Genomic DNA, 24,885 nt, shown 5'->3' with positions numbered 1-24,885 from the left:
CCGCCGAGTGGCGGAGTGCCGCCGGGTGGCCGATGCTGGATGGGCGCGACGATCCAGCGGCGCGGCAGGGACACTGCCGCGCCGCTCGCGCGTTCCAGGCTCAGGCCAGCGGTACGTTCACGCAGGCCAGGCGGGCGCCCGCGGTTCCCGCCTGGCCCGGTTCGGTGTGCGTTCCGTGCTCGTGGACGACCACGGAGCGGGCCTCTCCGTAGCGGACGTGCCAGGCGACCGTGGCGGTCGAGGAGCCGCGGCCGTCCTCGTCCGTCTTCATGTCGAGCCAGACCTCGTTGCGGGGGTTCGCATAGGCGGGGTCGGTCGAGGGCTGCACGGGGTCGGGGACGTTCTGGTAGTGCGGGCCGGAGTCGTTGGGCTTCGGGCCGCAGGGCTTGGTGTGGACATGGGCGCCGTACGTACGGTCGGGGACCAGCCCGGACAGGCGCAGGGAAACGGACGTACGGGCGTCCTTGCCGGAGCCGTACCGCTTCTCCACGACCGTGACCCGGCTGCCCTCGGGCACCAGGGCCTGGTCATAGGTGACGGCCTCGCCCGTCGGGGACGCCGCGAAGTGCGCGCGGACGGTCACGCCGGTGCACTGCACTCCCATGGCCGGCGCGGCGGCCGGCGCCATTGCCAGTGATGCGGTCAGCACTGCCGTAGCGATAGACATGCGACGCACCCTCGCGTCCCGGCAGGGCAAACGGAACCGGGTATCCGGTCAAGCGGGGCGTACGGGGGAATTATGGAAGGCGGGTTTGGGGAGCGGTCCGCGGGACACACGGGGTGCGGGTGACGGGCGGCCCGAAGTGGGCCGGAAGCGGTCGGCGAGGTTCGGGAAAACTTTTTCCGCAAGAGCCGCATACATCCGCGAGGGCTGGGCAGGGTCAGGTCCGTGCGCTGCATATGTGGTGCAACACAGGGCAATTCGGTTGCGATGATCGCCGCGAGATGGATCACATCCATAAAGGCCGAATAAAGACCCCCGGGATGCCGTTTCCCCTGCAAGCAGCGGGGTTGACCACGCTCATGCGATCAACCGTGCACTGTCCGTGATGACCCGCTCTGCACCTATGGTCGACCTTTGCCCGTCACGCCATGGCGGGCGAGACCCGCCCCGGCGGGCGTTCCATGCAGTCGTCCCAGAGAGCGCAGGCGAGCGAGCACGTGCCGACGCAGTCACCCGTCGCACAGCGGACCCGTACCGGTGGTCCCGCACCCGATCAGGCCGATACGGCCGAAGCGGATGAACCGGAGAAGCGGGAGAAGGGCGGCGACGACGTCACGGTCGTCGATCCGTCCATGGTCAAGCGGGCCGTCTCGGCGGCGGCGGTCGGCAACGCGATGGAGTGGTTCGACTTCGGCGTCTACAGCTACATCGCGGTCACGCTGGGACAGGTCTTCTTCCCGTCCGGCAACCCGACCGCGCAGTTGCTGTCGACGTTCGGCACCTTCGCCGCGGCGTTCCTGGTCCGCCCCATCGGCGGCATGGTCTTCGGTCCGCTCGGCGACCGCATCGGCCGGCAGAAGATCCTGGCCATCACGATGATCATGATGGCGGCGGGCACCTTCGCCATCGGCCTGATCCCCTCGTACGCCTCCATCGGCGTCTGGGCGCCGATCCTGCTGCTGGTCGCCCGGCTGGTCCAGGGCTTCTCCACCGGCGGCGAGTACGGCGGCGCCTCGACCTTCATCGCCGAGTACGCGCCCGACAAGAAGCGCGGCTTCATGGGCAGCTGGCTGGAGTTCGGCACGCTCGCCGGCTACGTCGGCGGCGCCGGCCTGGTCACGCTGCTGACCTGGCTCCTGCGCGACAACCACGACGCGCTGCTCTCCTGGGGCTGGCGCATCCCGTTCCTGATCGCGGGCCCGATGGGCATCATCGGCCTCTACCTGCGGATGCGGCTGGAGGAGACCCCCGCCTTCGCGCAGCTGGAGAAGGAGGCGCGGAGCAAGGAGAAGGAGCGCCGGGAGGCCGAGAAGAAGCTCGGCCTGCGCGAGATGGTCTTCGGCCAGTGGCGCGCGATGCTGCTCTGCGTCGGCCTGGTCCTGGTCTTCAACGTCACCGACTACATGCTGCTGTCGTACATGCCGAGCTACCTGACCTCGGAGCTGAAGTACGACGAGACGCACGGGCTGCTGGTCGTGCTGGCCGTCATGGTCGTGATGATGTGCGTCCAGCCCTTCGCGGGCCGGCTCACCGACCGCTTCGGGCGCCGCCCGGTCATCGCGACCGGCTGCGTCGGCTTCCTGGTGCTGTCCGTACCGGCCCTGCTGCTGATCCGCCAGGGTTCGCTGGTCGGCGTCGCGCTGGGCATGGCCGTCCTCGGCCTGCTGCTGGTGTGCTTCACGTCCACCATGCCGTCCACGCTGCCCGCGCTCTTCCCGACGAAGGTGCGCTACGGCTCGCTGTCCATCGGCTTCAACGTGTCGGTGTCGGTCTTCGGCGGTACGACTCCGCTGGTGGTGACCGCGTTGATCGGCGCCACGGGCAACAACATGATGCCCGCGTTCTACATGATGGCCGCCGCCGTGATCGGCGGGATCGCGGTCCTGCTGATGACGGAGAGCGCGTGCAAGCCGCTGCCGGGGTCGCCGCCTGCGGTGGAGACGGAGTCGGAGGCGCGCGCGCTGCGCAAGGCCGCGAAGTCCGCTGCGGGGGCCGGTTCGGCCGCCGGCAAGCGGCGGGTCGCGGAGTCGCCTGCCTGACGGGGCCGCTACGGCAGCCCCCCGTAACAGACGCCGGTGCGCGAGGACCCTTCGTCCTCGCGCACCGGCGTTTGTGGCGTCTGCACCAGCCCCCTGCTCTACGTGTCGCTCGGGCGGTACGGACGCTCCCATTCGCCGTTGTCACACGTACGCCCCGACGGGTCCTTCTGGCCGTGCGCGTAGACTCCCTCGCCCGATGTCGCGCCGGACGGCGACGGGAAGAAGCTCGTGAACGCGACGCGGCAGCTGTAGCCACCCGCCGCCTGATCGTGCTCGGGGCAGGCCAGCGCGCCGGGCACGGCGGCCAGTACGGTGCCGGCGGCGACGACCGTCACCACCGCGGCGCGGGTGAACTTCCGCAGGGGATGTCCGGCGGACGCGGAACCCCCGCGACTCGGAGACAAGGCGTACATGCGGCTCAAGGGCTTCCCTTTCCTTCACCGGGCCGCACCCTCGCGCGCCCTGATGAGCCCCATGCTGGCCGGAGTCGGGCACCCTGCCCCGGCCACACTCCGGCGCCCCGGCGGCTGCGACTCCAACAGCGGACACGGCCGTAACCGGCGTACCGTCACACCCGTTGGACTCCCCCCGGTCTCCGCTCCGTCACTGCTCCACGAGCCGTACGAACGGTATGTTCTCCCCCGCCTGCCGATAGCCCTCAGCCGTGCCGTCGACCTCGATTCTCATGTATGCCGTCAACGCCTTGGCCGCCTTGGGGTTCTTCGCCGCATAGCGCGCCATGATCCGGCCGCCCTCCTCGGCGGGCAGGAAGTGCGCGATGACGGCGCACCGGCGGCGGCCGACCTGGATGGTGGCGCGTGGTTGTTCCTGGAGGTTGCGGTACCACTGCGCGCCCGGACCGAAGCCGGAGGCCAGCGTCCAGGTGCGGGCCTGCCGGTCGTACGCGACGACTTCCAGGACGACGCGGCGGGTCTTGCCCGACGTCCGGCCGAGGTGTTCCAGAAGCAGCAGCCGCCTGCCGAATATCCCGCCGAGGCCGAGCCGGTAGAGGTGGATCGGCGCACGGAAGGCGAGCCGCTTCCAGCCGGTCGGCCGCTCCGGACGTCCCACCACCCGCGCCGCCCGCGGCGTCTTCGACGGCCCCTGCCCCGCTGCTGAGTTCGACATACTCCGACGCTAGCCCCACCCACTGACAACCGGAGTACCCGCAACCGGCCGAGCTGGAGCGCGACGGTCCGAAACCACCACGTACGGAGCACCGGCGCGCACCAGCGTTCAAGACCGCGCTCCGCTTCCGCACGAAACTGGCCACATGAGCACGGACATCACCACCGCAACAGCCGACGGGACGCCCGCCGGAACCCCGGAACGCTTTCCCACCAAGATCGCCATCGTGGTCCGCGAAGACCTGGCCGGCTGGCAGAAACTGAACGTCACGGCCTTCCTGGCGAGCGGTATCGCGCACGCCGACGACGCCATCATGGGCAAGCGCTACGAGGACGGTTCGGGCAACGACTACCTCGCGCTGTTCCGCGAGCCCGTACTGTGCCTCACCGCCGACCCGGCCGGCCTGGCCCGTACCCGCGCCCGCGCCCTCTCCCGCGAACTGCCCACCGCCCTGTATACGGCGGACATGTTCGCCACCGGCAACGACGACGACAACCGCGCGGTGGTACGCGCCGTCCCCGCCGACGCCCTCGACCTGGTGGGCGTGGCGGTCCACGGCCCCCGCAAACAGGTCGACAAGGTGATCAAGGGACTGAAGCTGCACGGCTGATGCGGAGCGTGGCGGCGGATGGTGCCCCTGCGCTCCATCGACCGGACGGCATGCGGCACGATGTCCGGTATGAGCATCGTGAAGATCAATGTGCTGACCGTGCCCGCCGAACAGCGGGAGGTCCTGGAGAAGCGCTTCGGCGCGCGGGCCGGTTCCGTGGAGTCGTCGGACGGGTTCGAGTGGTTCGAGCTGCTGCGCCCGCTGGAGGGCACCGACCAGTATCTGGTCTACACCCGCTGGCGGGACGAGCAGGCGTTCCAAGCATGGATGGAAGGGCCGATGAAGGCCGCGCACCAGGGTGGCGGCACGGAGGGCGGCGAGCGGCCCAAGCCCGCCGCTTCCGGGTCCACGCTGTGGTCGTTCGAGGTCGTGCAGCAGGCCGGGCCGAAGGAACAGGGCTGAGCTGAACGGCCGGGCGGCCAAGCGCCTCAGAAGTCGAGCAGGCGCTGGGCGGTTTCCCGGTAGTGGCGCAGGGCGACGCGGAGCTGTTCGGTGTCGGCGTTGCCCTGCTCCCAGGTCGTGCGCAGGGAGCGGCGGCGGGCGGCCAGGGCCTCCGGGAGGAGGGCGGCCAGTTCCTCGTAGAGGCCGTCGGCTTCCTGTACGGCCTCGCGCGGGCGGTCGACGAAGCCGTTGACGGCGTGGTCGAGCCGCTGCCGCAGCTTCTCCCGGGCCTCGGCGGGGAGCAACGGTTCGGCGGACCCCGTCATACCGGGTGTGCCGGACTGTTCCGGCGTGCCCGCCGGGTAGTCGGTTTCGGTGCCGGGCAGGCCCGCGTACACCCCGGGGACGCTCTCGGCGCCGGACGTGGTGGTGGGCGGCGGGGCGGCCGGCTGCTGCGCGCTACCGGCGCCCTCGTACGCCGCCGCGCCGCGCTCAGGAGGCGGCATGCCCTCGCTCGCAGCGCGCTCTTCGGGTGTGCCGGCGGGTCCGGTCCCGCGCTCGTCGTACGTACTCATCGCGCACCGCCTTCCGCAGTGTCGTGCCCGTGGCCGCGGCCGTGCGCCCAGGGGGAACGCATCCGGTCGCCGAGCCGTCGGGTGGTGGACGTGGGGTGCCGGTGGCCGGGGTGGCCGTCCCGGCTCTCATGTCCGCTTCCGTACCGGCCGTCGGTCTCGCGCGCGTGGGCGGCTCCGGGGCCGTGGCGCCGGCGGCCGTGCGGGGCGGACCCGTCGGGACCCGCCTCCAGCAGTTCGTTGAACAGCACGCGCGTGTTCACCACGGCCGCGCGCAGTTCCTCGGTGCCGGCGGCGTTCTCGGGGCGGTTGTTCCGGGCGCGTACGGCCGTCTCGTGGGCCTTGCGGTAGCCGTGGACACCGTGCGCGTGGTGGACGGAGAGGGCGTCGGTCTGCTCGTCGTAGGTGTCGGCGGGATAGCCGAGTTCGCGGGCGAGGCGGCCGAGCAGCAGGTCGGCCTCGACGACGGCTTGTTCGGGCTCGTCGACGAAGCGCCGCTGGACGGCCTCCCACCGCTCCTCGTACTGGATGCGCAGTTCCGCGGTGAGCGGCTGCGGGCGGAACGCGCCGTGGCGGTCCAGCCGCTGGTTCAGCTCGCGTTCGGCGGCCGTGGTGTCGCCGTCGTGCACGGCGACGGCCCGCTCGTACTCCGGGCCGAAGCGCCTGCGCAGCCCTCTGCTGCCGCTGCGGGCGACTTTGGCGCGCGCCATCAGGACGAGGGCGGCGATCACGAGCAGTGCCACGATGGGGACGATGATGAGAGTGATGGACATACGGGGCGGGTTGCCCCGCCCCCGGAGGCCAAACACCGCCTGGTGACGGGGCGTTGAGGCGTGAGCAGTGGGTACCGGAGGATATTCGGGCGCGCCGCCCGCGCACCACCGGCACAATGCCGCCATGACCGACACCGCGACCCCGCGCCACCCCGAGACCGGGCGCCGGTCCGAGACCTGGCAGCTCTCGGCCGTCCCCGACGACTCCCCCGTCGCCACGGCCCTGTTCCGCGAGTACTACTCCGAGGTCGCGGCGCGCTACCACGTCGTGCACGGGTTTCCGCCGATCACGCCCGAGGAGATCGACGAGGGCTTGGCGGAGTACCCGGTGGGGCAGTTCGTGCCGCCGCGCGGCGAATTGTTCATCGTGCGGCAGGGCGGGGAGGCCGCCGGGTGCGGCGGGCTGCTGCTCCTCGACGGCGGGCGTACGGCGGAGCTGAAGCGGGTGTTCATCCGCGAGCCGTGGCGTGGGCGGGGAGCCGCGGGCGCCCTGATGCGCGGCCTCGAACGGCGCGCGGCGGAACTGGGCGCCGAACGGCTCCGGTTGGACACCCGGAGCGACCTGGTGGAGGCCGTCGCGATGTACCGGGCGTACGGGTACGGGGAGATTCCCGCGTACAAGGAGGACCCGTATTCGGACCTCTTCTTCGAGAAGGCGGTGTCCTGAGGTTCGCTTCTTCGAGAAGGCGGTGGCCTGAGGCGCGCGCCGCTCAGCGTGGCGCCGCCCCCGGCCGCCATCTCCAGGGCTCCGCGCCGTGCGGGCTCTCCGCGTCCGAGCCGCACAGTTCCGCCGACAGCTCGTCGACCAGTTCCGTGAGGTCGGTCGGCCGGTCCTCGGTCCACCAGTCGCCGAGCAGTTCGGCCAGCGAAGCGCGGCGGGCGGCGGACAGCCGTTCCGCGACCGCGCGTCCCCGGTCGGTGAGGACCAGCGGCAGTCCCTCCCGTACGGCCAGGCCGCGTTCCTCGATCTGCCGGGTCGCCTCGGCGATCACGCGGAGCGGCACGATGCTGCGCTCGGAGAGCAGGGCGGGCTCCACCGAGCCGTACCGGTTGATGCGCAGCAGCATCCAGCTGGCCGCCGGTTTCAGGTCCAGGCCGGCCGTCTCGGTGATCCGCTCGTACACCGCCTTGCGGCCCTCCAGGCTGCCGAGCCTGGACAGCGCGCGGCAGACCTCCTCGTAGGAGGAGCGCTGTACGGGGTTGGGGGACAGCACCTCGGAGTTGTCGGGCGCGGTGACGCCGCGGCGCAGCGGTTCCTCGCGCAGGAACCAGGCCAGCACGAAGGCGATCAGCACGACCGGAACCGCGTAAAGGAAGACGTCGGTGATGGAGGTCGAGTACGCGTCGAGCACGCCGGACGCGGCGTCGGGCGGCAGTTGCCCTACGGTACGCGGGTCCTCCGCGATCTTCGACGGGTCGGTGCCGGGCGGCAGCCGCTGTCCCGCGAGGGCGTCGGCGATCCGCGGCCCCAGCTTGTTGGCGAAGATCGTGCCGAAGATCGAGACGCCGAAGGAGGAGCCGATCGAGCGGAAGAAGGTGGCGCCCGAGGTGGCGACGCCGAGGTCCTCGTAGGCGACGGCGTTCTGCACGATCAGGACCAGGACCTGCATGACCAGGCCGAGCCCGAAACCGAAGACGAAGAAGAACACGCTCATCACGGCGGTGCCGCTCGACAGGCCCAGCTGGTGCAGGAGCAGCAGGCCGACGGCCGTGACGGCGGTGCCGGCGATCGGGAAGACCTTGTAGCGCCCGGTGCGGCTGACCAGCTGCCCGGAGCCGGTCGAGGACAGCAGCATGCCGATGACCATCGGCAGCATGTGCACACCGGACATGGTCGGCGAGACGCCCTTGACGACCTGGAGGAAGGTCGGCAGGTACGTCATCGAGCCGAACATCGCGAAGCCGATGACGAAGCCGATCACGGCGGTGAGGGTGAAGGAGCGCAGCCGGAACAGGCGGAGCGGCAGGACCGGTTCGGCGGCCCGGCGCTCGACGGCGATGAACACCGCCAGCAGGACAAGCCCGAGCACCCCGAGGCCGATGATCTGCCAGGAGCCCCAGCCGTAGCTGACGCCGCCGAGCGAGGTCATCAGGACGAAGCACGCGGCGACCGCGGCGATCAGGACGGTGCCCGGGTAGTCGATGCGGTGCGGGGTACGGCGGGCCGGGATGTGCAGCACCGCGGCGATGACGGCCAGCGCGACGATCCCGATGGGCAGGTTGATGTAGAACACCCAGCGCCAGCTGAGGTGGTCCACGAACAGGCCGCCGAGCAGCGGCCCGAGGACGCTGGTGGCGCCGAAGACCGCGCCGAACAGGCCCTGGTAGCGGCCGCGGTCGCGGGGCGGCACGATGTCGCCGACGATCGCCATGGACAGCACGATCAGGCCGCCGCCGCCCAGGCCTTGGACGGCGCGGAAGGCGATCAGCTGCGGCATGTCCTGCGCGATGCCGCACAGCGCGGAGCCGATCAGGAAGATCACGATGGCGGTCTGGAAGAGCCGTTTGCGTCCGTACTGGTCGCCGAGCTTGCCCCACAGCGGGGTCGCGGCGGTGGAGGCCAGCAGATACGCGGTGACCACCCAGGACAGGTGGTCCAGGCCGCCGAGGTCGCTGACGATGGTGGGCAGCGCGGTGGCCACGATGGTCTGGTCGAGTGCCGCGATCAGCAGGCCGAGCAGCAGCGCGCCGATCGCGACGAGGACCGTCCGCCGGGATTGGCCCTCACCGGGGACGGCCGGAGCGCCGGTGTCCTGCGCCATGAGCGTCTCTCTTCGTGCGGGCGGGAACGGGCTGCCGCGAAGCCGGACCGACAGGGCCTGGCCGCGCGGCGTGGGGCGAGGCCGGGCCTCGCGGGGCCGGGCCGCCACGGGACGGGTGCCCGCGTCGGCCTCTTCTCCATCCTGTTCGTTTTGGACGGATACGGCCTGCTGAGGACCGTGGGGCCCGTTGGCGCCCGGCTGCTCCCTGTGCAGGAAGGGGCCGAACCCGGATAATCACTGACCGATCGAGGGCTTCAGGAGGGGGAATCGCTCGTGACGGCTGAGACCTGCCCGCACTGCTCGGCACCCGCGCGCGCCGACGGCCGGCCGAGGTGCCTGTGCGAGGCGGCCGGTGCCGAGGACTTCGATCCGCTGCGGGTACGCCCGTACGTGCGGCTGCCGGAGGGGGCGGACGCCACGGACGCGACGCCGGGCGGCACGGCGGAGGCGATGCGGCCCGATCCGCGCCCCGCGCCGCGGTTCGGCTCCCGTACGGTGCCGCCGGCCGGATCGCGGACGGGGGCGCGTGCCGGGTCCCGCGCGGGGCCGCGCTCCGGGGCACGGGCGAATTCGCACGCCGGTTCGCATGCCGGTGTGTACGGCGGACCGCACGCCGGATCGCAAGGTGGCCCGCACGCGGGCGCCCGTACCGGTTCCGGGGCGGAGGGCGGAACCGGGGCGGAGGACGAATCCGGCGCGTACGACACCGGGCGCCGGCGCTGGAGGCAAGCGGGCCTGGCCGCCATGGCGGTCTCCGCGGCGGCCCTGGCGGCGGGCGCGGTCATGCTCAGCGGCGCGCTGCTCTCCGACTCGGACCAGGACCGCGCCCTGCCGGAAGACCACCGGCACCTGCCCTCCGTCGCCCGGACGTCGGACGGCGGCAGCGCCCACGCCCCCGGAGGAGGCGGCACACCGGGCCACCGCACCGCGGCCCCCTCCGCCGCCCCCACGCACGCGCCGTACCGGGCGTCCCAGGCACCGCCCGGCCCGTCCGGCACCCCGTCCCCGTCACACGCCCCGTCGTCGCCCCCGGGCACGGCCACGGCGTCCGGCAGCATCACCAGCGCCCCGGAGAGCCGTACGCCGAGCAGTCCGCCGGACGGGCCGATCGTGCTGCGGGAGGGGGCCAGCGGGCCGGAGGTGCTGGAGCTGCAACGGCGGCTGGAGCAGATGGCCGTGTACCCGGGTCCCGAGGACGGCCGCTTCGACCGGGCCGTGCGCGAAGCCGTCATCGCCTTCCAGCGCACCTTCGGGCTGCGGGAGGACCCCGCAGGCGTCTACGGCGTACAGACCCGCAGGTCACTGGAGGCTCGTACGGTCGAGCCGTGAGCCGGGGCACACGCCTGGGCGGCCGGTGAACCGGGGGGCGGTTGGCCTCTCACCGGGGGCTCTTTGTATCGTGTAGGAACAAAGTGGTTCCGCCCGCACTCCCTGACCGGCGGGCGGAGCCGCTTGACTCTTTCCCCAGCGCCCAGGAGCCCGCCGATGCCGGCCACCACCCCGCTCATAGCCCGCGCCCTGCTGCTGGACATGGACAGCACCATCGTGAACTCAGAGGCCGTCGTCGAGCGCTGCTGGCGCCGCTGGGCCGCCGAGCAGGGGCTGGACGCGGACGAGGTCCTCAAGGTGGTGCACGGCCGGCAGGGCTGGGCCACGATGGCCGCGCTGCTCCCCGACCGTCCGATGGAGCTCAACCACGAGGACAACCGGCGGATGCTGGAGCAGGAGACCGCGGACGTGGAGGGCGTCGTGCCGGTCCCCGGCGCGCCCGCCTTCATGGCGGCGCTCGCCCAGCTCCCGCACGCCCTGGTGACCTCCGCCGACCGCGCCCTCTCCGACGCCCGGATGGGCGCGGCCGGGCTGCCGATGCCGGACGTACGGATCACCGCGGAGTCCGTGAGCGCCAGCAAGCCGGACCCCGAGGGCTTCCTCAAGGGCGCCGCCGAGCTGGGGTACGCGCCCGAGGACTGCGTGGTCTTCGAGGACTCCGAGGCGGGCATCGCGGCCGGTCGCGCCGCGGGCATGCGCGTGGTGGGCGTCGGCGAGCGGGCCGCGGCGTTCGGCCCGGACGTCCACGTGCGCGACCTGCGCGAGGTCCGGGTCGAGGCGCTCGCGGACGGGTCGATCGCGCTGCACATCGCGGCCTGAGAAGCCGCACGCTCCGGGGCGGACCGTCCGGCCCGCCCCGCCCGCGCTCAGCCGGTGATCGCCTCGTACAGGCTGAACCCGGCCATCAGCACCATCACGGCCGCCGCCACCTTCGTGATCAGCCCCAGCGGTACGTACTTCATCAGGGTGCGCCCGCCGAGGATGCCCAGCCCGGCCACGGCCCACAGGGCCAGCACGGCGCCGACGCCGACCGAGAACGGGTCGTCGTAACGGGCGGCGAGGTTCGCGGTCATGATCTGGGTCAGATCGCCGAACTCGGCGACCAGGATCATCATGAAGCCCGCTCCGGAGACCTTCCAGAAGCTCTGGTCGGCGGGCTTCTTGACCTCCTCCTCGTCCTCGCCCTTGCGGAAGATCAGAACGGCCGCGCCCGCGAGGAAGAGCACGCCCACGACCGCCTGGACGAGGCGGTGCGGGAGCAGGGACAGCACGCTGCCCGCGGCGATGGCGAGCGCGACGTGCACGGCGAAGGCCGCGGCGACGCCGGCGAAGACGTACGAGGCGCGGTAGCGGGTGCCGAGCACCAGCCCGGCCAGTGCGGTCTTGTCCGGAAGTTCGGCGAGGAAAACGACGCCGAAAACGACGGCGGCGACGGTGAAACTGAACACGGGGTGTCTTACCTCGATCGGTCGGGCCGCGCCGAGGGGCCCGGAAAAGGGGTCGCTTCGGCACGGCAGCGTCTCTTGCGCAGACGTACGTCTGCGCAAACACTGCGGCCGAAGGTCTCGCTGGCGTGGCAGGGACACCGGTCACCTGCCGCGCTCCGGGCGCCGGCCCACCTCGGGCGGCCGGTCACCTGGGCGGTGGCGGCCGTCGGGCGGGCAGTATGTCGACGGTCCGGCGAAGAGCTACTCCCCTTCTGCTGTGGGCAAGGGTACGCGGTGCAGGCGCCCGCGGGCCACCAGCTCCAGCACCACCGCCACGGCCGCCGCCTGTACGGCCAGCAGCGCCACCAGGACGAACAGCTGCACCGCGCCCGCCTGAACGGGTGAGGCGCCGCCCAGCAGCATCCCCACGAAGGCCCCGGGAAGTGTGACAAGGCCCACGGTGCGGGTCTGGTCCAGGCCCGGCAGCAGCGCGTCGGACGCGGCCGGACGGGCGACCTCCAGCCGGGCCTCCCGGTCGAGCAGGCCCAGCGCCAGCCCCGCCTCCACCTCGCCGTGCCGCGTCGTCAGCTCGTCCAGCGCCCGCCGCCCGCCGAGAACGGTGGCGGTCAGGGCGCCGCCGATGAGGATGCCCGCGACGGGGATGAGGGTAATGCCGCGCGGCGGTACCAGGCCGGTGAGCACCAGGGCGCCGACGACCGGCACGACGCCGGCGGCGAGCGGGGCGGCCGCCCACCACCAGGTGCGGTTCGGGGTGAGACGGCGGCCCGCGGTCCGTACGGCGACGACGAACATCAGTACGAGAAAACAGAGCAGCCAGGGCACGGACCGCACGACCCAGCCGATGAGGTACGAGACGGCGGCGAGCTGGAGGGCGGCGCGCACGCCGGCGAGGGCGATGGCCCGCGCGTCATCGAGGCGCGCGAGCGCGGCGACGGCCACGGCGGCGGCCAGCAGGACGGCGAGAACGACCCCGAGGGTGGCGTTGACCGGCAGCAGCACGCGATCACTGTAGGCCCGGCCACCCGCCGGCGGGGCCCGTTGCCGAGGGGCGCACGCGCCCGCGCGGGCCACACCCCGGCCCGCCGGGGGAAGATGACGTCATGTCAACCCCTTGAAGTGACGTGAGCATGTCGCCACTCTGTTACCTGAGGACCGCCCCCTGGTAACCCCACGGCATCACCATGGGGCCCGTCCCGCACGTCAACTTCCCCCCACAGCAAGGGAGTTCCGATGCCCAAGGTCTACGCGCGTCGTGTCACGGTCGCCGCCGGGTCGGCCGCCGCACTCGTCTGCACGCTGGTGCTCGGCACCCAGCCCGCCCAGGCGGCACCGCCCACCCCGCCGGACACCGCGACGGCGCGTACGTACCTCGCCCAGCTCACGGAGCAGGCCGAGGGAACGCTGGACGGCTACAGCCGCGGCAAGTTCCCGCACTGGTCCGACCAGGGCAACAACTGCAACACGCGCGAGGTCGTGCTCAAGCGGGACGGCGAGAACGTACAGACCGACGGCAAGTGCGCGGCCACCAGCGGCACCTGGAAGTCGGCCTACGACGACGGCGTGTGGACCAAGGCGTCGGACGTGGACATCGACCACGTCGTGCCGCTGGCGGAGGCGTGGAGGTCCGGGGCCCGGCAGTGGACCACCGCGCGCCGCGAGCAGCTGGCCAACGACCTCACCCACTCGCAGCTGATCGCCGTCACCGACAACGTGAACCAGGCCAAGGGCGACAAGGACCCGGCCAAGTGGCTGCCGCCGAAGACCTCGTACCACTGCACGTACGCGCGGATGTGGGTGTCGGTGAAGCATGTGTACGGGCTGACGGCCGACAAGACCGAGAAGGCGGCGCTGAAGAAGATCCTGGACCGCTGCTGAGCACCGCCGTTGCCATGAGTGCCGCCACCGCCGTCGCCGGGCGGGACGGCGGCCCGGCGGGCGTTTGATCACTCCTGACCGTCCTGCGACCGAGTGGCGCAACCGTACGACCGGACGGCTCCGTCTTTCTCCGATGAGGAGGCCGGAGCCGTCCCCTCGCCCTGTGGCCGGCTCCTATTCTCTGAGCACATACGTACGGGCACCGGCCCCGTGCGGGGGAGGATCGCCGATGGCCGTGCTGCGCCTGGGGCCGCTGCTGCGGTACGTGGACGAGATCAGCGCGACGGTGTGGGTGGAGACCGACCGGCCGTGCGAGGTGCACGTGCGGTGCGAGAGCGGCGCGGGCGGCGCCGAGCGCACCTGGCAGGTGGCCGGGCATCACTACGCGCTGGTACCGGTCTCCGGGCTGACGCCGGACAGCGAGACCCCGTACCGGGTCCTGCTGGACGGCGAACAGGTCTGGCCGCTGCCCGGCAGCCGCTTCCCGGAGAGCACGATCCGCACGCCCGCCGCGCCGGGCGGCGACCCGGACGAGCAGCGCCTGCGGGTCGCGTTCGGCTCCTGCCGCTGGGCGGCGCCGCCCACCGACGCGCACGACCCGGTCGGCCCGGACGCCCTGGACACCCTCGCCGCGGCGCTCGCCGCCGACCCCGAACACCAACGCCCCGACCTGCTCGTCCTGTTGGGCGACCAGGTCTACGCCGACCAGACCTCGGATGCCACCGCCCGGCTGCTCGCCACCCGCCGCGACACCTCCGAGCCGCCCTGGCGGCAGGTCGCGGACTACGAGGAGTACACCCACCTCTACGCCGAATCCTGGCTCGACCCCGAGGTGCGCTGGCTGCTCTCCACCGTCCCCAGCTGCATGATCTTCGATGACCACGACGTCATAGACGACTGGAACACCTCCGCCGCCTGGCTGACCCGGATGCGCGCGACTTCGTGGTGGCGTGAGCGGGTACTGGGCGGCCTGATGTCGTACTGGGTGTACCAGCATTTGGGCAATCTTTCCCCCGCCGAGCTGGAGAAGGACGAGCTGTACGGGCGGGTGCGCGCGCTGCCGGACGGCACGGGCCTGGTGCGTGAGTTCGCCGCCGCCGCCGACGCCGATCCGGTCTGCGCGCGCTGGAGCTACCGCCGCGACGTCGGCCGCGTACGGCTGGTCATGGTCGACACCCGCGCCACCCGCGTCCTGGACGAGGGGAGCCGGGCGATGCTCGATCCGGCCGAGGCCGACTGGCTGCGCGAGGCGGTGCTGGCCGATCCCGGCGCGTACGACCACCTGCTGATCGGCAGTTCGCTGCCGTGGCTGCTGCCGAACCTGATCCACGACGCGGAGGGCTGGAACGCGGCCCTGTGCGCCGGGGCGCGCGGCGCGCGCTGGGCGCGCTGGAGCGAGTCGCTGCGGCAGCGCGCGGACCTGGAGCACTGGGCGGCGTTCCCGGATTCCTTCGCCGCGCTCACCGACCTGCTGGTGGAGGCCGGTTCGGGGGACGCGGCACCGGCGACGGTGTGCGTGCTGTCGGGCGACGTGCACCACGCGTACGTGGCCGAGCCGCACTGGTACGACGGCACCCGCCCCACCAGCAGGGTGCTCCAGCTCACCTGTTCGCCCGTACACAACAGCATCCCCGCCTCGATGCGGGCCGGTTTCCGCTTCGGGTGGAGCCGGCTCGGCCGCCGCCTGGGGCACGCGCTGGCCCGGCACGGACGGCTGGCCCGCCCCTCGATCGGCTGGCGCCGCACGGGCGGCCCGTGGTTCGGCAACCAGCTGATGACCCTGTCGCTGCACGGGCGCGCGGCGCGGCTGCGGCTGGATCAGGCGGTGCGCGGACAGGGCGGCGGCGCGCGGCTGGCGGCGGCGTGGGACGAGCGGCTGACGGGTGGCCGGGGCGTCTAGTCGCGCTCCGGAGGCCGGGATTCCGGCGTGACTGCGGCCGTACGGGCGGCACTTCGCGCCATGACCACTTTCAGCCAACGGCCGGATATGGCCAGATGTTGAACTTGCAAGTACCTATTAGGTCTCCCTAACCTGTCACCTTGTCGGTTCCCGTCCCCGAAACCGCAGGAGTTCCACCATGTCCGCTCAGTCTCCGGTGACCGAGTTCACCGAACGATTCAGGCCGCACGTCCTGTCCCTGTTCCGCATCGTCGTGGGGCTGCTCTTCGCCTGCCATGGCGCGTCCTCGCTGTTCGGCGTCCTCGGCGGCGCGATGGGCAAGGGGCTGACCGTGCCCGCGGGCAGCTGGCCCGGCTGGTACGCGGCCGTCATCCAGCTCGTCGGCGGCGTCCTGGTGATGGTCGGCCTCGGCACCCGCAGCGCCGCCTTCATCAGCTCCGGCTCGATGGCGTACGCGTACTTCTCGGCGCACGCCGGCACGGCGCTGTGGCCGCTCCAGAACGGCGGCGAGCTGTCCGCGCTGTTCTGCTGGGCGTTCCTGCTGCTCGTCTTCACCGGTCCCGGCGTCTGGTCGCTGGACCGCCTGTTCTTCGGCGCCCGGCGCCCGGCGGAGGCCGGCGCGGGCACCCCGCGCGAGCCGAGCGCCGTCTGACGGCAGCGCCGCGGCCGCCGGGCCGCGAGACGGCGAGAGCGGCGGCCTCCGGAGTTCTTCCGGGGGCCGCCGCTCTTCCGCACGGCCGCAGTCAGAAGATCTTCGACAGCACGCCCGCGACGGCCTTCCCGGCCTCCTTGGAGTTGTTGAACGGCACGCTGTAGCACGCCACCACCCGGCCGGCGGTCCCCGCCACTCCGGGCCCGGTCGCGGTGCGCCGCTCGTGGATCGCCACCGACCGCGCCTCGCCGGGCCGGAAGCTCCAGGCATGCCGGGACTCGGCCGAGCCCTCGCCGTTCGCGTTGGTCGTGAAGTCCAGCCAGACCTCGTTCTTCGGGTTGGCGTAGGCCGGGTCGACGGACGGCGAACGCGGGTCCTTGCGGTGCTGGTAGTGCACGCCCGCGTCCGTGGGGCGGACACCGCAGGCGCCGGTGTGGACGTGCGCCCCGTACGTGCGGTTCGCCGGCAGGTCGGTAACCCGCAGGCCGACCCGGGTCTGCTTGCTGTCGGAGCGCTCGCTGACCGTGACGTGGGACCCGACGGGCACCAGCTTGGGGTCGTAGGTGAGCGCGCTGCTCAGCATCTGCGCGTTCGGCCGCGCGAACTGCGCGGCGATCGCCACGGAGTACTGCGGGTCGACGGTGTTCTTCTGGACCTTGTCGTCGTCCGCCGCCATGGCCGCCGGGGCGAGCAGGAGCGCGCCCGCCGTGGCGAGGACCGCCGCGCAGGCGCCCGCCGCCCTGGTGGTCGTCCGCACCCGCGCCGCGCCGCCCCCGGCCCGCCCCTCGTCGGCGGCCGGTTCGGCCGCGCTCCCCGGCGTCGTCGATGACCCCCTCGTCGATGACTCCCTCAACGTCTGCATCCATGTCTCCATTCGTGTGCCGTTCCGCTCCGGAGCATCCTGTTCACGCGATCACAGAGCGCGCATTTCGGCATATAACGTTCCCTAAGCCGCGCTCTTTTGCGCCACGGCCGCAGCAGACGGGTGACGGCCGTCGCGGGGACGGTTCCGGGCCGGTTACGGCGGATGTGAACCCAACAACACCGTGCGCCCCGGAACGTCACCGTGCGCGCGCCAGGCGTACGCTGTATGGCGGTACAGCCGCCCCAGCCGCCGATGCGACGTCGCGGCCAGGGGTCCGGACGGGAGAAGGACGTTGTTGGAAAGCCTGGGGTCGTTGAGCGACACCCCTTGGGTCTACGCGATCGTCGGTCTCTCCGTACTCCTCGACGTCTTCGTGCCGATCCTGCCCAGCGGCGTCCTGGTGATCACCGCGGCCACCACGGCGGCGGGCACCGGCACCGCGGCCGGCGCCGTCTCCGGCACGGTGCGCGGCGACGTGCACATCGCCGAGATGCTGGCCCTGGTGCTGTGCGCCGCGACCGCCTCGGTCCTCGGCGACCTGGTCGCCTACCGGCTCGCCTGGCGCGGCGGCGACCGCTTCGACCGCGCCATCGCCCGCTCCCGCCGCCTGACCGCGGCCCAGGAGCGCCTCGGCGCGGCCCTGACCCGGGGCGGCGGCGGCATCGTCGTACTGGCCCGCTTCGCGCCCGCCGGACGCTCGGTGGTCAGCCTGGGCGCGGGCGTCGCGCACCGTACGGCCCGGGAGTTCCTGCCGTGGTCCGCGCTGGCCGGGCTGGCCTGGGCCGCGTACGGAGTGGCCCTGGGCTATGTGGGCGGCCAGTGGCTGGGCGCGTCGTGGATCAGCGCCGCCGTCTCGGTGTTCGCGCTGTTCGCGGCGGGGTCGGCGGCGGTCTTCCTGATGCGGCGGCCCGAGCGCCGGGCGGCGGCGTTCGCCGCGACGGGTACCGACTGACCTGCGTCTCGCCGGGACCGCGCACGGTGCGACGGGGACCGGCCACGAACCGGCCGACCGGATTCCGCCCAGAACACGGAGGGGCGGGGTGAAGTGGACTGGTCGGTTGAAGCGCGGGGAAACAAGCTGATCGGAGCCGGGGTGGCCCGCGGCGCGGGGAAACCCGGGGCTGGTTGTCAGACCCCGGTGCGACCATGACGGCATGAACATCTGGCAGTGCCGTCCCGAGACTTCCGAGGACATCCCGGCCGTCCGCCGGGTCAACCTCGCCGCCTTCGAGACCTCCGGCGAGGCCGACCTCGTCGACGCGCTGCGGCGTGACCCGGCGGCCTGGCTGCCCGGCTTCTCGTACGTGGCCGAGCCCGCCGCCGGGCCCGCGGGTTCTGGCCCGGCGCCCGCGCCCGTCGCCGCGTACGCCCTGCTCACCCGCTGCCACATAGCCGGCGAACCGGCCGTCGCGCTGGCGCCCTGCGCCGTGCTGCCCGAGTACCAGAAGCAGGGCGCGGGCAGCGCCGTCACCCGGGCGGTGCTGGACGCGGCCCGTGCCGCCGGCGAGCGGACGGCCATCGTGCTGGGCCATCCGTCGTACTACCCCAGATTCGGCTTCGGCCCCGCCTCCCGCTTCGGCATCCTGCCGCCCCAGAAGTGGCCGGACGAAGCATTCCTGGCCCTGCCCCTGGACGGCGGCACACCCCCGCGCGGCACGGTGCGCTACGCGGAGGCATTCGGCATCGGCTGACGCCCCTTCCGGGGCCACGCCCCGGCCGCTTGCCCTTCCTCGGCCCGTTGCTCACCCTCGCCCTACTGGCCCGACTGGTCTTCCGCCGCCCCGTCGGGCTCACCGGTCCGCTCCGGCTCCCCGACCTGCTCCGGCTCCCCGGCCCGCTCCGGCTCCTCCGGTACGACCGCGATCGGGCAGACCGCGTGCAGCAGTACGGCGTGGGCGACCGAGCCGAGCCGACGGCCGATGGGCAGGCGCCTGCGGTGTCGGGCGACCACGACCAGATCGCTGGCCTTGGACGCCTCGACGAGTTGTCCGGCCGCGTCCGCGTTGCGCAGTTCGACCGTCACCGGCACCTCGGGGTGCCGTTCGCGGTGCGGGGCGAGCGTCCGCGTCAGCTGTTCGGCCAGCGCGTTCTCGTACTCCTGCTGGGTGCCGTCATAGGCCGCGATGTACTCGAACGACGGCGGGGTCATCATCGGCCAGGAGAAGCCGGAGACCACCAACAGGCGCGCGTCGCGGCGGCTCGCCTCGGCGAAGGCGAAGCCGATCGCGCCGGGCTCGTCGGAAGAGGCGTCCACGCCCAGCGTGACCTGCGACGGGGTGGGGCGGACCAGCTCGCCGTCCGGGCCCCGTTCCGCGTCGCCGCGGTCCGGGCGGGGGACCACCACGACGGGCCCTTCCGAGTGCGCCGCGCAGGCCATGCCGTTCGAACCGAGCAGCAGGCTGGCGAAGCCGCCGCGCCCGCGCGAGCCGAGCACGAGCAGCTGCGCCTCGGCACCGAGGGCGGGCAGCAGCGTGTCGGTGAGCCCGCTGAGGCTGCGGAATTCGACGCCCGGCAGCCCGGCCGTGCCGGCCTGCCCGTCCAGCTTCTTGCGCAGTTCGTCCAGGACCGGGTCGCCGATGCCGGATTCGGCCGCCGCGCGGCCCTCCGTGGTGACGTACGGCCAGACGTGCACGATCTGGAGCGGCGCGGAGCGCAGCCGGGCCGCCTCGATCGCCCAGCGCAGGGCCCGTTCGCTGTCGGGGGATCCGTCCACCGCGACGATGACCGGCAGGGTGTCCATGTACGCCTCCATACGACCAACAGCGTGTGCTATGCCCAACTATTTCCATACTCCTACCCCGCGCGGCCCCGGCGACAGGGGACGAAGGTCCCCGCCGGACACGGAGTAGAGTCGAACGTCACTTCTCAGCCCCTTACCTGGGACGCAATGAACACACTTCAGGCCCCGCAGTCCGTCGCGTGGACCGAGGCCGGCGCGGCCCGCTCCGCGCGCTGGCGTTCCGAGAGCGGCGCGCCGCCGCCCCGCCGCGTCGCCGTGGCGGACGACCGCACGAAGGCCGACGACGCCTACAAGCTCGCCTGCGAGGGCACCGCCCTGCTGTGGCGCGGCGACTTCCACAACGCCCGCCAGCTGCTGACGGCGCTGGCCCGCCGCATCGACCGCCGGCCCCGCAAGCGGCCGCCGGCCGACCCCGCGCAGGCGTTCCACCTGCACCGGGCCGCGCAGAACCAACGCGCCCGCATCCTGGGCATGCTGCTGGTGTCCCTGGAGCCCGGATACGACCTCGTGCTGCGCCGCGCGCCCGACGTACGGGAGGCGTGCCTCCAGGCGTACGGTCCGGACGACGCTGGGAGCCCGGCCGACGGGGCGGCAGCACCCGCCGGGACGCACCCCGCCCTCCCCCAGCTCGTCTCGCTGCGCGAACTGCTCGGTGTGATCGGCGCGTACGAATGGCGCAGAAAAGGTGTCGCGATACCGGCGCTCGGCGGTGACCGCGTCCACCCGTATTACGGCGTCTTCTCGCCGGTGCGCGGCGAGTACGTGGACCTGGTGGCCGAGGCCCCGCTGCCGTCCGTCCCGGGCCCGGCGTTCGACATCGGCACCGGTACCGGCGTGCTGGCGTCGGTGCTGGCGCGGCGCGGTGTGTCCCGCGTCGTGGCCACCGACCAGGACCCGCGGGCGCTGGCCTGCGCGCGGGAGAACGTCGCCCGGCTCGGCGTGGCCGACCGCGTGGAGGTCGTGGCGGCCGATCTGTTCCCGGCCGGACGCGCGTCGCTGATCGTCTGCAACCCGCCGTGGGTCCCCGCGAAGCCCACCTCCCCCGTCGAGTACGCGGTCTACGACCCGGGCAGCCGGATGCTCCGCGGCTTCCTGGACGGCCTGGCCGCGCACCTGGTCCCGGGCGGCGAGGGCTGGCTGATCATGTCCGACCTCGCGGAACACCTCGGACTGCGCTCCCGTACCGAGCTGACCGACGCGTTCGAGGCGGCGGGCCTGACGGTGCTGGACCGGCTGGACATCCGTCCGCGTCACGGCCGCTCCCACGACACCGCCGACCCCTTGCACTCGGCCCGCACGGCCGAGGTGACCTCGCTGTGGCGGCTGGGCGCGGCGCAACCGGTCGACGGCATACGCAACGCCCCGTAGATCGGTCTCGGCAAGCCGTCGAGCCGCAACCGGCCCCGGACCAGGAGGATCAGAACCGCGACCATGGAACCGCAGCAACTCATCGCGCGTGCCCGGCGTCTCGCCGCCACCGCGGGCCCGGACCGCCGCCGCCTGCTCGGCATCACGGGGCCGCCCGGCGCGGGCAAGTCCACCCTGGCCGCCCATCTGGTGTCCGAACTGGCCGGATCGGCGGCGCTCGTCCCCATGGACGGCTTCCACCTCGCCGAGGCGGAGCTGCGCCGCCTGGGGCGTACGGACCGCAAGGGCGCTCCGGACACGTTCGACGCGTCCGGGTATGCCGCCCTGCTCGCCCGGCTGCGCTCCCCCGCGCCGGACACCGTCGTCTACGCCCCGGCCTTCGACCGCCGCATCGAGGAGCCGGTGGCCGGCAGCATCCCCGTCCCCCACGACGTGCCGCTCGTCGTGACCGAGGGCAACTACCTGCTGCTCGACGACCCCGCGTGGGCACGGGCCAGGGAGTGCCTGGACGAGGTCTGGTACGTGGAGCTGGACGCCGCGGAACGGGTACGGCGCCTGGTCGACCGGCACGAGCGCTTCGGCAAGCCCCGCGCGCAGGCCGAACGTTTCGTCCACGCCTCGGACGAGGCCAATGCCCGCCTGGTGGCGGCGGGACGGGAGCGCGCGGACCTGGTCGTCACCTTCCCGCCGGACGCGGCACCGGTGCCGTACGACGGAGGGTGAGCCCCGGGAGGCAGCAGATCACCGCACCTTCTCGTACACCTCCACCCGCCGCCCGACGCTGTCCGTCCGTTCGGTGAGCTTGAAATGGCGGGCGAGGACGCGAAGCTTCTCGGCCTCGCGGGCGGGTGCGGGCGGCGCGGCCCGGCGGGTGTCGGTGACGACCACGATGCGGTGCTCGGCCAGCATGGCCGCGCGTATGTGCTCCGGGCTGCCCTCGACGCCCTTGATGGTGCCGGAGGACACCGGGTCCCGGGTCAGCGCGAGGTCGTCCAGACCGGTGAAGGCCGACGGCGTCACCAGCGCCGTATCGCGCCGCGCCGCCGGTACGAACAGCACGCCGTCGCCGGACCGCGCGCTCGCCGCCACCCGGTGCGCCGCCCGCAGCACGTCGTCCGCCCGGCTCGTCGGCTTGCGCAGACCGGTCTCCACCGGCAGCAGCGCCACGAAGCCCAGCGCCGTGACGCCCGCGAGCAGCACCCAGGTGCGGACCGGGAGGGCCTGGACGGCAGCGGCTACGCCGACGCCGAGGAGCAGGGCGAAGCCGATGTTCGTGTAGAGGACGTAGCGGTCGAGGTAGAGCGGCTCCACGACGACCGATGCCAGCAGCAGGCCGCACTGCGGGATCACGAGCAGCGGCAGCCCGACGGAGGCCGGTGACATGGCCGCGCGCCCGCGCCCCGGGTACGGAACCCGGGCACACACCAGCGCCACGAGCACCAGCACGGCGATCCCCAGCAGCGTGGAGACGGCGACCGGTTTGATCCACGACACCTGGCCCGCCTGGGCCCGGCTGGCCTGGATCAGCGGCAGCGCGCCCGCCACCACCACGGCGGCGGCCACCGACCACGGTGCCACCAGCGGGCGCGCGCCGCGGCGGCGGGCGACGAGGACCGTGACGGCGTGCGCGGGCAGGACGAACAGCGAGAACCAGTTCAGCAGGGCCGAGGTCAGCATGACGGCGGCGTAGGCCGCCCAGCGCGGCCAGCTGCGCCGCGCGTCGGACGACGCACCCACGAGGAGTTGGGTGGCCACCGCCACACCGGCCGTGACCAGGGCGTATGCCCGTCCCTCCTGCGCGTAGTGCTGCATGTTGGGTATCAGCGCGAGCACCAGTCCGGCGGCGAGCCCGGCCCACGGACCGGCGAGACGGCGCCCGGCCGCGGCGGTGGCGGCAGCGGCCAGGGCGACGGCCAGGACGGACGGCATGCGCAGCACGGCCGGGCCGGTGCCGAAGACCTCGAACACGCCGTGCATCAGCACGTAGTAGAGGCCGTGCACGACGTCCACCTCGCCGAGCATGTGCCAGATCTCCGCCACCGAACGCTGCCCGACCTGCCAGGTCACCGCCTCGTCCCGCCACAGGCTGTCGTCCCGCCGGATGCCCCACAGGCCGAGCGCCAGCGCCAGCAGCGCGGGGAGCGCCGGGACGGCCGGCCGCGCGAGCGCGGAAACGGATGGCGCGGCACCCGGAAGCGCGGCGGGTTGTGCGGTGCGTCGTACGGGGCCCTGTGCGGTGCGTTGCGCGGGGAGAGCTGCGGCCGGTGGGGCGGGGGCGGCTTCTACGGGCATGCGGAGGACTCTACACTGCACGTATACATCGCATGCATACTTGCGATGTATACACCCCGTGGACAGCGACCGGCCGTACGTCTCAGCAGCTCAGCGGGGTACCGCCGCCCCCGGTACGAACGGAGCCCCCGGCGCAGTGCTCGACCAGACCACGGATCGGACCACGGATCGCCCCCCGGACCGGCCCACAGACCGACCTGGTGCACCGGTCCCGCATCGGACCCCGGGCGCCCGCACCGCGACCCTCCCCCTCCTCGCCGTCTGGCTGCTCACCCGGCTCTGGCTGGTGCCGGCCGCGCTGAAGATCAGCCCGTTCGTGGGCGGGGGCGGTCTCGACCCGTCCGTGAGCAAGGTCTACACCGGCTGGTACGCGGTCCTGAGCGGCGGCAGTTTCCCGCTGCACGACGTGAGCTGGCAGTACCCGCCCGGCGCGGCGCTGCCGATCCTGGCGCCCGGCCTGGCCCCCGGCCTCGACTACGACCACGCGTTCATCGTGCTGGCCGCCCTGTGTGACGCCGCGGTTTTCGCGCTGCTCCTGTGGGCGGCGCGGCGGCGCGGCCGTTCCCTGGCCGCGCCGTGGCTGTGGACCGTGGGCCTGGCCGTTCTCAGCACCATGCCGTGGAACCGGTTCGACCTGCACGTGACCGCCCTCGCGATACTCGCCCTGGTAGCGGCCACCGCGCGGCGCGCCTGGGCGGACCGGGCCTTCGGGGCCGTGACGGCGGTCGCCGCGGTCGTCAAGGTCTGGCCCGCGCTGTTGCTCGCCGGTACGTCGCGGGGACGCCGCACCCGTACGGCCTGGACGGCCGCCGCCGTCACCGGCGCCACCGTGACCGCCGGGTTCGCCCTCGCCATGCCGAACGCCTTCTCGTTCCTCGCCGCGCAGGAATCGCGCGGTATTCAGATCGAGTCGGTCGGCTCCCTGCCGTTCCATGTGGCGCGGCACTTCGGCTGGAGCGGTACGTGGGCGGCGAAGGACGGCTCGCACGAGTTCGTCGGCCCGTGGGTGCACGGGGTCAGCATCGCGATGCAGACATCGACCGTGCTGGCCTTCGGCTGGCTGTTGTGGTGGCGGCGCCGTTCGGACCGCACCGCCGCCCGTGTGCTGCCGGACGCCGCACTGACCGCCACGCTGCTGTTCGTCGTCACCAGCCGGGTCATCAGCCCGCAGTACCTGGTCTGGCTGATCGGCCTGGCCGCGGTCTGCCTGCTGCGCGGCGACACGACCCAGCGCCCGGTCGCCCTGCTGATCCTCGCCGCCTGCCTCTTCACCACGCTGGACTTCCCGCTGCTCTACCGCGGGCTGCGGGACCACGCGTCCTGGCTGTCCATCGCCAATCTGTACGTACGCAATCTGCTGCTGCTCGCCGCCGCCTGGCTGTCCGCCCGCCGCCTGCGGCGCGGGACCGTACCCGCACGCCGTCCCGTCTGAGATATCCGGTGCGAAGCGGGAACTTCGGCGCGCCCCTATCCGTACATTCCACGCG

Annotated in this window: 25 protein-coding genes; 14 read left to right on the top strand and 11 right to left on the bottom strand. The window is 72.9% G+C overall.

Annotated features, from left to right (window positions below):
* Positions 1 to 100 precede the first annotated feature (100 nt).
* Positions 101 to 667, bottom strand: a complete 567-nt coding sequence (locus CP984_RS28445) for a superoxide dismutase family protein (RefSeq protein WP_043977708.1) — start codon at positions 665 to 667, stop codon at positions 101 to 103.
* 494 nt (positions 668 to 1,161) lie between these two features.
* Between CP984_RS28445 and proP the strand changes: the two genes are divergently transcribed.
* The gene (proP, locus tag CP984_RS28440) at positions 1,162 to 2,703 is read left to right on the top strand and encodes a glycine betaine/L-proline transporter ProP (RefSeq protein ID WP_003984229.1); all 1,542 of its coding nucleotides are present in this window, start codon (positions 1,162 to 1,164) and stop codon (positions 2,701 to 2,703) included.
* A gap of 98 nt (positions 2,704 to 2,801) precedes the next feature.
* Here the strand turns inward: proP and CP984_RS28435 are convergent, their stop codons facing one another.
* Both CP984_RS28435 and CP984_RS28430 read right to left on the bottom strand, forming a co-directional pair.
* Complete coding sequence (locus CP984_RS28435) at positions 2,802 to 3,125, bottom strand: hypothetical protein (RefSeq protein WP_129820834.1); 324 nt, start codon at positions 3,123 to 3,125, stop codon at positions 2,802 to 2,804.
* A gap of 181 nt (positions 3,126 to 3,306) precedes the next feature.
* Positions 3,307 to 3,831 (bottom strand): nitroreductase family deazaflavin-dependent oxidoreductase, encoded by a 525-nt coding sequence (locus tag CP984_RS28430; RefSeq protein WP_078575609.1) that lies wholly within the window; start codon positions 3,829 to 3,831, stop codon positions 3,307 to 3,309.
* Between the two features lie 145 nt (positions 3,832 to 3,976).
* Here CP984_RS28430 and CP984_RS28425 point away from each other — a divergent pair, with 145 nt between their 5' ends.
* Positions 3,977 to 4,441: a DUF2000 domain-containing protein gene (locus CP984_RS28425; RefSeq protein WP_003984232.1), complete on the top strand. Its 465-nt coding sequence runs from the start codon at positions 3,977 to 3,979 to the stop codon at positions 4,439 to 4,441.
* 69 nt (positions 4,442 to 4,510) lie between these two features.
* Positions 4,511 to 4,843: an antibiotic biosynthesis monooxygenase family protein gene (locus tag CP984_RS28420; RefSeq protein WP_003984233.1), complete on the top strand. Its 333-nt coding sequence runs from the start codon at positions 4,511 to 4,513 to the stop codon at positions 4,841 to 4,843.
* Between the two features lie 26 nt (positions 4,844 to 4,869).
* Here CP984_RS28420 and CP984_RS28415 read toward each other — a convergent pair whose 3' ends face one another.
* Together CP984_RS28415 and CP984_RS28410 are read right to left on the bottom strand one after the other, a co-directional pair.
* Entirely contained in the window at positions 4,870 to 5,397 is a 528-nt protein-coding gene (locus CP984_RS28415) for a hypothetical protein (protein WP_003984234.1), read from the bottom strand.
* Positions 5,394 to 6,167, bottom strand: coding sequence for a hypothetical protein (locus CP984_RS28410; protein ID WP_003984236.1), 774 nt, complete (start codon positions 6,165 to 6,167; stop codon positions 5,394 to 5,396). Before CP984_RS28410 ends, CP984_RS28415 begins: the two co-directional genes overlap by 4 nt.
* Before the next feature lie 124 nt (positions 6,168 to 6,291).
* Here CP984_RS28410 and CP984_RS28405 point away from each other — a divergent pair, with 124 nt between their 5' ends.
* Positions 6,292 to 6,834, top strand: coding sequence for a GNAT family N-acetyltransferase (locus CP984_RS28405; RefSeq protein ID WP_003984237.1), 543 nt, complete (start codon positions 6,292 to 6,294; stop codon positions 6,832 to 6,834).
* A 43-nt stretch (positions 6,835 to 6,877) separates the two neighbouring features.
* On the opposite strand, the gene CP984_RS28400 is transcribed toward CP984_RS28405, so the two are convergent.
* Complete coding sequence (locus CP984_RS28400; protein ID WP_003984238.1) at positions 6,878 to 8,929, bottom strand: MDR family MFS transporter; 2,052 nt, start codon at positions 8,927 to 8,929, stop codon at positions 6,878 to 6,880.
* Positions 8,930 to 9,202: 273 nt separating this feature from the next.
* Between CP984_RS28400 and CP984_RS28395 the strand changes: the two genes are divergently transcribed.
* On the top strand, positions 9,203 to 10,258 hold the full coding sequence (locus tag CP984_RS28395) for a peptidoglycan-binding protein (protein WP_050498777.1): 1,056 nt from the start codon (positions 9,203 to 9,205) through the stop codon (positions 10,256 to 10,258).
* A gap of 156 nt (positions 10,259 to 10,414) precedes the next feature.
* Positions 10,415 to 11,077 carry an HAD-IA family hydrolase gene (locus CP984_RS28390; protein WP_003979670.1) on the top strand — a complete coding sequence of 221 codons (663 nt, stop codon included), beginning with the start codon at positions 10,415 to 10,417 and terminating at the stop codon, positions 11,075 to 11,077.
* A 47-nt stretch (positions 11,078 to 11,124) separates the two neighbouring features.
* Here the strand turns inward: CP984_RS28390 and CP984_RS28385 are convergent, their stop codons facing one another.
* Both CP984_RS28385 and CP984_RS28380 read right to left on the bottom strand, forming a co-directional pair.
* Positions 11,125 to 11,706: a TMEM165/GDT1 family protein gene (locus tag CP984_RS28385; protein WP_003979671.1), complete on the bottom strand. Its 582-nt coding sequence runs from the start codon at positions 11,704 to 11,706 to the stop codon at positions 11,125 to 11,127.
* Between the two features lie 240 nt (positions 11,707 to 11,946).
* On the bottom strand, positions 11,947 to 12,705 hold the full coding sequence (locus CP984_RS28380) for an ABC transporter permease (protein ID WP_003979672.1): 759 nt from the start codon (positions 12,703 to 12,705) through the stop codon (positions 11,947 to 11,949).
* 231 nt (positions 12,706 to 12,936) lie between these two features.
* Here CP984_RS28380 and CP984_RS28375 point away from each other — a divergent pair, with 231 nt between their 5' ends.
* From CP984_RS28375 to CP984_RS28365, 3 genes are all read left to right on the top strand, one after another.
* Positions 12,937 to 13,581, top strand: coding sequence for an HNH endonuclease family protein (locus CP984_RS28375; protein ID WP_003979673.1), 645 nt, complete (start codon positions 12,937 to 12,939; stop codon positions 13,579 to 13,581).
* Positions 13,582 to 13,810: 229 nt separating this feature from the next.
* Entirely contained in the window at positions 13,811 to 15,481 is a 1,671-nt protein-coding gene (locus CP984_RS28370) for an alkaline phosphatase D family protein (protein ID WP_003979674.1), read from the top strand.
* Positions 15,482 to 15,659: 178 nt separating this feature from the next.
* On the top strand, positions 15,660 to 16,133 hold the full coding sequence (locus CP984_RS28365; RefSeq protein ID WP_003979675.1) for a DoxX family protein: 474 nt from the start codon (positions 15,660 to 15,662) through the stop codon (positions 16,131 to 16,133).
* Positions 16,134 to 16,224: 91 nt separating this feature from the next.
* Here the strand turns inward: CP984_RS28365 and CP984_RS28360 are convergent, their stop codons facing one another.
* On the bottom strand, positions 16,225 to 16,995 hold the full coding sequence (locus tag CP984_RS28360; protein WP_226048710.1) for a superoxide dismutase family protein: 771 nt from the start codon (positions 16,993 to 16,995) through the stop codon (positions 16,225 to 16,227).
* A 295-nt stretch (positions 16,996 to 17,290) separates the two neighbouring features.
* Between CP984_RS28360 and CP984_RS28355 the strand changes: the two genes are divergently transcribed.
* Together CP984_RS28355 and CP984_RS28350 are read left to right on the top strand one after the other, a co-directional pair.
* On the top strand, positions 17,291 to 17,950 hold the full coding sequence (locus tag CP984_RS28355; RefSeq protein ID WP_030180907.1) for a DedA family protein: 660 nt from the start codon (positions 17,291 to 17,293) through the stop codon (positions 17,948 to 17,950).
* A 202-nt stretch (positions 17,951 to 18,152) separates the two neighbouring features.
* Positions 18,153 to 18,689: a GNAT family N-acetyltransferase gene (locus CP984_RS28350; protein WP_003979678.1), complete on the top strand. Its 537-nt coding sequence runs from the start codon at positions 18,153 to 18,155 to the stop codon at positions 18,687 to 18,689.
* 62 nt (positions 18,690 to 18,751) lie between these two features.
* On the opposite strand, the gene CP984_RS28345 is transcribed toward CP984_RS28350, so the two are convergent.
* Entirely contained in the window at positions 18,752 to 19,738 is a 987-nt protein-coding gene (locus CP984_RS28345) for a universal stress protein (protein WP_003979679.1), read from the bottom strand.
* A gap of 147 nt (positions 19,739 to 19,885) precedes the next feature.
* Between CP984_RS28345 and CP984_RS28340 the strand changes: the two genes are divergently transcribed.
* Together CP984_RS28340 and CP984_RS28335 are read left to right on the top strand one after the other, a co-directional pair.
* Positions 19,886 to 21,106, top strand: coding sequence for a methyltransferase (locus CP984_RS28340; RefSeq protein WP_003979680.1), 1,221 nt, complete (start codon positions 19,886 to 19,888; stop codon positions 21,104 to 21,106).
* A gap of 63 nt (positions 21,107 to 21,169) precedes the next feature.
* Positions 21,170 to 21,829, top strand: coding sequence for a nucleoside/nucleotide kinase family protein (locus CP984_RS28335; protein WP_003979681.1), 660 nt, complete (start codon positions 21,170 to 21,172; stop codon positions 21,827 to 21,829).
* Positions 21,830 to 21,847: 18 nt separating this feature from the next.
* On the opposite strand, the gene CP984_RS28330 is transcribed toward CP984_RS28335, so the two are convergent.
* The gene (locus CP984_RS28330) at positions 21,848 to 23,398 is read right to left on the bottom strand and encodes a glycosyltransferase family 39 protein (RefSeq protein WP_003979682.1); all 1,551 of its coding nucleotides are present in this window, start codon (positions 23,396 to 23,398) and stop codon (positions 21,848 to 21,850) included.
* A gap of 136 nt (positions 23,399 to 23,534) precedes the next feature.
* On the opposite strand from CP984_RS28330, the gene CP984_RS28325 reads away from it, so the two are divergent.
* Positions 23,535 to 24,830, top strand: a complete 1,296-nt coding sequence (locus tag CP984_RS28325; protein ID WP_003979683.1) for a glycosyltransferase family 87 protein — start codon at positions 23,535 to 23,537, stop codon at positions 24,828 to 24,830.
* Positions 24,831 to 24,885: the final 55 nt, after the last annotated feature.

Origin of the sequence: Streptomyces rimosus, assembly GCF_008704655.1 — a bacterium.
In the GTDB taxonomy this organism is placed as follows: domain Bacteria; phylum Actinomycetota; class Actinomycetes; order Streptomycetales; family Streptomycetaceae; genus Streptomyces; species Streptomyces rimosus.
Note: the sequence above shows the minus strand (reverse complement) of the source record. Positions and strands in the feature narration are given on the sequence as shown.